This is a genomic window from Pseudomonas sp. NFACC16-2 (assembly GCF_900119205.1).
Lineage (GTDB): Bacteria > Pseudomonadota > Gammaproteobacteria > Pseudomonadales > Pseudomonadaceae > Aquipseudomonas > Aquipseudomonas fluorescens_Q.
Genome location: NZ_FPIX01000012.1, coordinates 139,348 through 145,900, shown reverse-complemented (window position 1 = coordinate 145,900; position 6,553 = coordinate 139,348). Strand labels below are relative to the sequence as shown.

At 53.0% G+C, this 6,553-nt stretch carries 7 protein-coding genes; 3 read left to right on the top strand and 4 right to left on the bottom strand.

All coding sequences use genetic code 11. The features are described from left to right. A partial coding sequence (locus BT116_RS13205; RefSeq protein WP_175557954.1) for a transposase occupies positions 1-276 on the bottom strand: 276 nt, incomplete at its 3' end. Positions 277-736: 460 nt separating this feature from the next. On the opposite strand from BT116_RS13205, the gene BT116_RS13200 reads away from it, so the two are divergent. Next, positions 737-2,182, top strand: a complete 1,446-nt coding sequence (locus BT116_RS13200) for an alpha/beta hydrolase (RefSeq protein WP_072344271.1) — start codon at positions 737-739, stop codon at positions 2,180-2,182. A gap of 351 nt (positions 2,183-2,533) precedes the next feature. On the opposite strand, the gene BT116_RS13190 is transcribed toward BT116_RS13200, so the two are convergent. After that, positions 2,534-3,052 (bottom strand): hypothetical protein, encoded by a 519-nt coding sequence (locus tag BT116_RS13190; RefSeq protein ID WP_072344265.1) that lies wholly within the window; start codon positions 3,050-3,052, stop codon positions 2,534-2,536. A 123-nt stretch (positions 3,053-3,175) separates the two neighbouring features. Here BT116_RS13190 and BT116_RS13185 point away from each other — a divergent pair, with 123 nt between their 5' ends. Both BT116_RS13185 and BT116_RS13180 read left to right on the top strand, forming a co-directional pair. Further along, positions 3,176-3,484 (top strand): helix-turn-helix domain-containing protein, encoded by a 309-nt coding sequence (locus BT116_RS13185; RefSeq protein ID WP_072344262.1) that lies wholly within the window; start codon positions 3,176-3,178, stop codon positions 3,482-3,484. Between the two features lie 151 nt (positions 3,485-3,635). Then, positions 3,636-3,851: a hypothetical protein gene (locus BT116_RS13180; protein WP_072344259.1), complete on the top strand. Its 216-nt coding sequence runs from the start codon at positions 3,636-3,638 to the stop codon at positions 3,849-3,851. A 524-nt stretch (positions 3,852-4,375) separates the two neighbouring features. Here the strand turns inward: BT116_RS13180 and BT116_RS13170 are convergent. Then, positions 4,376-4,837 carry a Mov34/MPN/PAD-1 family protein gene (locus BT116_RS13170; protein ID WP_072344253.1) on the bottom strand — a complete coding sequence of 154 codons (462 nt, stop codon included), beginning with the start codon at positions 4,835-4,837 and terminating at the stop codon, positions 4,376-4,378. Continuing rightward, positions 4,834-6,552: a ThiF family adenylyltransferase gene (locus BT116_RS13165; protein WP_072344250.1), complete on the bottom strand. Its 1,719-nt coding sequence runs from the start codon at positions 6,550-6,552 to the stop codon at positions 4,834-4,836. The genes BT116_RS13170 and BT116_RS13165 overlap by 4 nt, the downstream gene beginning before the upstream one ends. Position 6,553 lies beyond the last annotated feature (1 nt).

The following is a 6,553-nucleotide window of genomic DNA, read 5'->3' as shown; positions in this document are numbered from 1 at the left end:
CGCTAGCTCGCCAAAGTCGCCTTTGAGCGTCTTGCCGCTATGGCCGTTGCGGGCATTTCCTTCTGCATTGGTCACCGCTGCGCTTTTGTCATGACCCAGATGTTCGGTCATTTCAGCTTCCAGGGCACGTTCGACCAGCATCTTGGTGAGCTGCTTGAGCAGACCATTTTCGCCGATCAGATCTTCAGGCTTTCGGTAATTGGCCAACAGACTGTCGGCCAGCTTCACCAGCTCAGGATTGGGTTTGACTCGTTTAGTGCGCTTGGGCTCGGTCATTGAGACTCCTTGGGAAAGGCAGTGTGCACCTAATGACCGTTTACACAAACTTCAGAACACCCTCTTCAGCCAGTTCCAAATCCTTTGCGCAGTGGTCGAACTGGCTAAGCCAGAGCTTTGTCTCCTCTTGTTCTTTCAACTGATACACGCTAGTAGTCCTTTAGGTCTGCCCATAGGCAATGCATGTCTGAGGGGGCTCGCAATCCTAGCGGCATGATCGCCCTTGAGGGGGCTGGTAGCAACCAGTGTCCAGCGTGGTAGGCCTCACTCTTTATCCCACAGACGTGTGCCGGCGGTCAGGTAGTGCCAGGACATCGGGGAGCTTCTGTCGATTGGTGGAGTTGCCCCACACCGACCGACATCAACAAGCCAGGCAGCATCGTCTGGAACCCTCCACCCTGGTTGCCAGCAGTCCAAATCGCATCTTAAAGTGACCGCCTGGTTCATCAAGGTCAGACACATGGAACAACCCACAAGGAGCTTGAACGAGCTCAAGATTGCGTTGGCAATCCTGCAACTGAGCTTGGAGGTTGGAGCGTCTCGCTCCCGTGTAATCAGCTCGACTGCACTCATTTTCTGCTGGAGAAATTGCCCTCCTGACACCTTGATCGAGGTGCTTCAGCCTCGCATTAAAGGGAAATATCCGCAGGCGATCTTTGAAGTGCTCACAGATAATATGGATGAGATCGACCTCGGCAGAGGCGCCGTCGATGCCGAGGCATTTCTAAGTGCCCGCGTCCCGTCCGTGGCTAGCGTACCGGCCACCATCAGACACCCCGTGTTCAAGCGAGCGATCAGCGATGCGGTTGTGTTTTCAGCAAAGATCGATCATTCAATCGCACGCCTGCAACGCCCAAAACCTGCACCTGACGGCGCTGTCATTCAGTCACGGAACACCTACTACAGTCGGGAGCCAGTGCCGCAAAACTACACGACTTATCCGATTTTCTACGGCACAGATCGGTTACTGGAGCCTGGACGCACCGTGAGGTTCGGCGGGTTTCGTAGCGATGACACGATCTCGCTCGGTATCGCCAATGTGTCCATCCCCCACATCCACAGAGAAGGAAATCTTGAGCGACCTTGGCTCTGGCCTACCCAATCCAAGGGAAGCCCCAACAAGCACATTGTTGTTCATGACAATGACGTCATGGCTCTGGAGGCGTGGCTAGCAAGCGCGAAGGGTTACCTGAGCAAACTGGAGTTGGGTCATGATCCGTCCAGAAAAGAAGGTTTGCTGTTCATCCACGGATACAACGTCAGCTTCGATGCCGCACTATGGCGAGCCGCGCAGCTCTGTCACGACCTCAAGTACCCAGGCATGATGCTTTGCTTCTCCTGGGCATCACTTGGTACGCCTGGCGCTTATCCGGCGGATGAGGCAACGGTAGATTGGTCAGCAGGAAATCTCAGGCAGTACCTGAGGCATGTGACGGAGGAGCTGGGTTTGTCAGCCTTGCATATCGTTGCTCACAGCATGGGCAATAGAGCGCTTTTGTCAGTGCTTGAGGGCTGGACGCACACACCCGGGACTACGCCCATCCACCAGGTCGTCCTGGCGGCTCCAGACGTGGACAGCAGCCGTATGAAGCAGCTTGGGAAAGTCTTCGATACCTACGAGCAAGTCACGCTTTACGCCTCCAAGCATGACAGGGCGATCGCTGTGTCCAGACTTGCGCACCGCTATCCTCGGGCAGGTGATGCCAACCCACCTCTGGTCATGCGCTACTTATCCACTGTAGACGTCTCTGCTGCCGGTAAAGACATGTTCGGCCTTGGCCATAGCTACATGGCTAACGTCTCCAAGGTATTTCGGGATCTGTTCTACATCGTCAGGCATCGCCACAAACCTGATCAGCGCGCCGGCATCCGAAAGAGGGAGGAAGGCTACTGGGAGCTCACCTAGTGTGAGCGTCGATCACCCGTCTGAGGCTTGAATTCCTCGGCATGGCGGAGCAGGGCGTCGGCATCATTTCGATTGAGATCAAAGACAACCATGTTGATTTCGGGGGCCTGGAGGAGTAGGGGTCAAACGGTGAACCCGTGACTGAGCCTTTCGAGTTCAGCCTTCACAAGTTCGTATCCTTCTTCACCGTGCGCTGCTTGCAACCGTGAGCACTTAACGACTCCAACCATCGGCTGATTTAGCCAATGGTCGGCTTTCGATTTGTTGCCAAATACGAGTTCGGCTTGCTGTTTGATCAGCTCGACACACTTCATTTCTAGCTCTCAGGAGGTCGTCGACATCCGCTCGAATTTAGCGAGCAGACGAGGTCGATGCTGGCATCTTTGCGCAATATTCGCGAAACGCTTTGATGCCGCGCGTGATATTTCGTACAGGCTTGATCATGAATCTGTACGCGACGAATAGATTCAGCGCGATCCAGCCCATTTGGTAACTCGTACCATGGAAACCTCCATGATGCTCACTGGCCTGCCAAAAGCCGTAGGCGACGAAGATGGTAACGATCGCGACCATCAAAGGAAAGATTCCGAGTCGACCCAGGGAAACTGCAATGAAAGGGATGGTGACAACTGAACGAACAGGTTCTCCTGCAACTTGAATGGCCCAGATTCTGTTGACCTTGTCCTTGCCCAGTTGCACCGTCACTCGAATCTGATCACCCGCCTTTACGTGAGCATCCAGCGTATCCGGGATTTCGATCGGTTCGAGTTTTTTGCCGTCAATTTTCCAATAATGGTAGCTCACCATATCGCCGCCGAAGCCGCGCGATTTCTCGTCGAGCCTGCCGTCCACGATCTGCATTTCCTTCATCTTGAGTCCCTGTCCTTGCGTCGCTGAGTAATGGCAAAACGATATTTTTGCAGAATACTAAGGAATACTTAGTATGTCGTCAAAGCGAATCTAAGAATCTCTTAGCCTTTCGGCGAAGAGAAAATGGGTACGTTCGGCAAGCGTTTGAAAGAAGCGCGCAAGCTTAGGGGGTTCTCTCAGGAGCGTTTGGGGATCGAGGCGGGCATTGAGCCGGCGACAGCTTCTGCGAGGATGTCTCAGTACGAGAAGGGCGTTCACCAGCCTGGCGAAAGCATCGTGAAGCAGATCGCTGCAGTCATGAATCTGCCAGTGCCGTATTTTTACTGCGAGGACGATGAGACGGCGCATCTGCTGCAGTGCTTTCATTTGTTGAAAGCGAAGGATCGAAAGGATGTCATTGATCTAGTTGAGAACCTCGCCTTTAGGAACTGATGTCTGGATCGGATAAAGATTTTGTGGCCGCTTTGCCCCACGCTGGGGGAGCAAGCAGAACGCCTTGCTTTCGGTCTGCCATTTTTCGGCAATCCCGCTGCCGCCGGCCTGGTCTATGATCTGCTCCTAACCGCTGACTGGAGTAACCCTGTTGAATCGAAATAAGACGGTGTCACTGGCGGAGCATGAGGGGCTGCAATCGGTGATTGATAACGCGCAAAAGCATGCCGAAGCGGGTTATCCAGACTTTACGGCGAGTGATCCTGCTACCTTCGACGCGGACTTTGTTATCAACAAAGAGCGAGAGGGGATGAGTGTCGCTCAGGCGCTTGAGGCGTTGGTCGAATTCAAGCGAACTCAGCGCTGAAGTACTCCGCCTTATCGACTGCTTTCCGTATAGGCGTCACGCGCAAACGAGACATACAAGAAAAGGACGGCCGAATTAAAAAAGAAAAAGATGCCACCGCCTCACGTAACGTCAGTAACAGCCTTAAGCGCTTCTAAAGCTCCCAGAGGTCTCAATTTTGTGTTTGGCCAGGAAGCAATCTGCCTGATAATTCGACAGTAGCCTGCAGTCTGTCTGATCCAAGAAGCGGTGAGTAACCGCTTCAAACTTGTATTTGTCGGTGTAAGCATTGATTTCTTGGTCGTACAGCGTCACTGCAGTTTGCGACGCACCGATCAGCCAAATAGTGAAGCACACCGTACCTGCTTTACAAAGCCAGAGGGTGTGGCCGAAACAAAGTACTTAAGGACGAGGGGCTTCGCCGCCCGGATTCGGAGCAAAAAATTTGACAGATTCAGAATGCACTGAATTTTGTTGCGTTTACTGCGCGCCCATGTTTGCTCTCATGTGTAGGTAAGTTGAAACCGATGAAAGTAAGTCGGTCTTCATTCGTCCGCCGTCAGCGGCATGGCCTTCTGATCGACATGATAGGCCGCAAAAATTTTTTCACGCTTCCCTACAATCAAGAAGAGCAGAGGTTTATTCAGGGTCGAGCCAAGCTTTGCCCATTCCTTGTAATCAATTCCAGAGGGCGATGGGTTCCACTGTGGATGAGTGTGCCAGTCGCCGAGATAATCAACGCGCCCCTGGCTTTCTTCCCAAGCCCTCGTCACGGCAAGCTGATGACCAGGATCCAGGCGTTCAAAGCTGATGCGTGAACTTCTGTCCAAGGGCATGGGCACTGTCGCGTGCAAGACATGGAGGTGTTGGCCCGATCTGTACCCCATCAACGCTCCTCCGGCTTCGTGCTTCTTTTGACTGTCCTGGCGGTATGCGCAGATAACGTCCAGCACATTGCTCTCGACGAGGACGTATAACCCTTGCAGTTCAGGAACCGTGAAAATCATTTCGTTCCGCATGCAGGGCAGCCACTCAACGGTGTGATGTCTTGATTTTTTATCTTGAAGGTATCTGCGTTTTCCACCGCTCTGGTTCGAAACCTCGGGCTCGGGCTGCCGTTCTTTTTCCAGTCAATCAACATGTCAGCGACGAGTGCGGCAGCGGACAGCGATGCGGACACAGCGTACGGCGTAAAGTGCTGGCAGGCACGAAAGCCCTTTTCCACTTCATTCTTGAGTACTTTGAATCGTTCCGCCATTTCGCTTCCAGGCTCATGCCGCCGCAAACAGCGGAAGCAACCGTGTTTCAGGGAGTCAGTCCATAAGGCTTGAACGCATTCGCCATTACCCTTGATCCATGCATGCAAGATAGGGGGGAAAGTCCCTTCATTGCTGATGCGCAGCGCATTCAACATTTCTGAAAGGGGCTCCTCGCCTGTTGCATTGATGATGAGATCAAAGCTGGAGTAATCGAGCTTTGGTGTTATGGCGATGGGGCGCGACTCGATGTTGCTGTAGGGGAACTGCAGATCAAGTTCATCCTTGAGCGCGTTAGATTTACGCTTGAGCAACGCATTAAACCCAAGGGCGTGGCGACCTATGTTCTCAGGCTGCAGAAACTGATTGTCGATCAGGGTGAGCTGGCCACCGTCTGTTCCTGCGCCCAGTCGAGTCAACGCTTGAGCAACATAACCACCAACCGACCCGCACCCAAGTAGAGCGATTTTAAGCCCGGACAACCCGTTTTTCAGTGAGCCGGATAGGTTTCGCGTATGTACAAAGTCTGAACTGAGATTTGTTGTGAGGAGGCGAAATATTTTGTCTGATCCACCGAATCGATGGAGATATTGAAAGTAAGCCTTGCCCGCAAATTTACGGCTGCCGGCAGCTCCTTTGGTGGTAGCTTTGGTGAGGTAGCGCTTGTTGACAGAAAAGCCAAAACCGATCCAACCCGCTGGCGAATCAATCAGGATATAAATTCGGCTTAAGTCCAAGATCGACGTGTCGGCTTCGATCCTTTTTTGCAGCGCAGCATAGAGTGACCTGTCCCAGGTTTTCAGCCAAGCCAACGTTTCCTTTACCGTCCATGGAAGCGCGGATGACATATCCGGCGCTGCGGTTGTTCGCAGCAGCCAGCAGGATTGTGCTTCAAGCAGTTGAGCGCTTGCACCCCATGAAAGGGCCACCCGATCCAGTGCTTCTTTACTGGTGGTGATGATGTCGCCAAATGGCCCTTTGGGTGACAGCTTGTACGCCTTGGCTTCGTCAAGCTCTGATGACAATTCGGAAAGCCCAATTGGGAGCAATGTTCCCAAACTCGATCCAGCCCAATAGGACTGAAACTCTGCTTGCATGTCAGTTTGGCTTTGAGTGGGGTTGCTGATGAGTTGGTCGATCAGGCTCGTGGCCTGCTGCAAGCAGAAGGCAATGGCACCTGTCGGGTTGTATCGATCAAGCACGACAGAACCTTCAGCGAGGTAGCAGAAGTCGCCACCGACGACTCCGTGCGCCATTCGGATCGGTAAAAAAGAAGGCTTCTCTGTAATCCGGATTGTCGGGTAGACAAGGAAATCCCAATCGGCAATCGCTAACTCGATTGGAACGGGCCCAGCAGTGGACTTCAATATTCCCAGAAATCTGCGAACCCCATTTTTGGTTGGACGGGCTTTGAAGCCCAGTCCATGCATGTAGCGAAGCACATCGCCAAGGCCTTCAAAGTCCATA

What these genes read in the sequence shown, in the direction of transcription:
- BT116_RS13200 (WP_072344271.1), top strand. Translation starts at nt 737, where the DNA reads ATGGAACAACCCACAAGGAGCTTGAACGAGCTCAAGATTGCGTTGGCA.
- BT116_RS13190 (WP_072344265.1), bottom strand. Translation starts at nt 3,052, where the DNA reads ATGAAGGAAATGCAGATCGTGGACGGCAGGCTCGACGAGAAATCGCGC.
- BT116_RS13185 (WP_072344262.1), top strand. Translation starts at nt 3,176, where the DNA reads ATGGGTACGTTCGGCAAGCGTTTGAAAGAAGCGCGCAAGCTTAGGGGG.
- BT116_RS13170 (WP_072344253.1), bottom strand. Translation starts at nt 4,837, where the DNA reads ATGATTTTCACGGTTCCTGAACTGCAAGGGTTATACGTCCTCGTCGAG.
- BT116_RS13165 (WP_072344250.1), bottom strand. Translation starts at nt 6,552, where the DNA reads ATGGACTTTGAAGGCCTTGGCGATGTGCTTCGCTACATGCATGGACTG.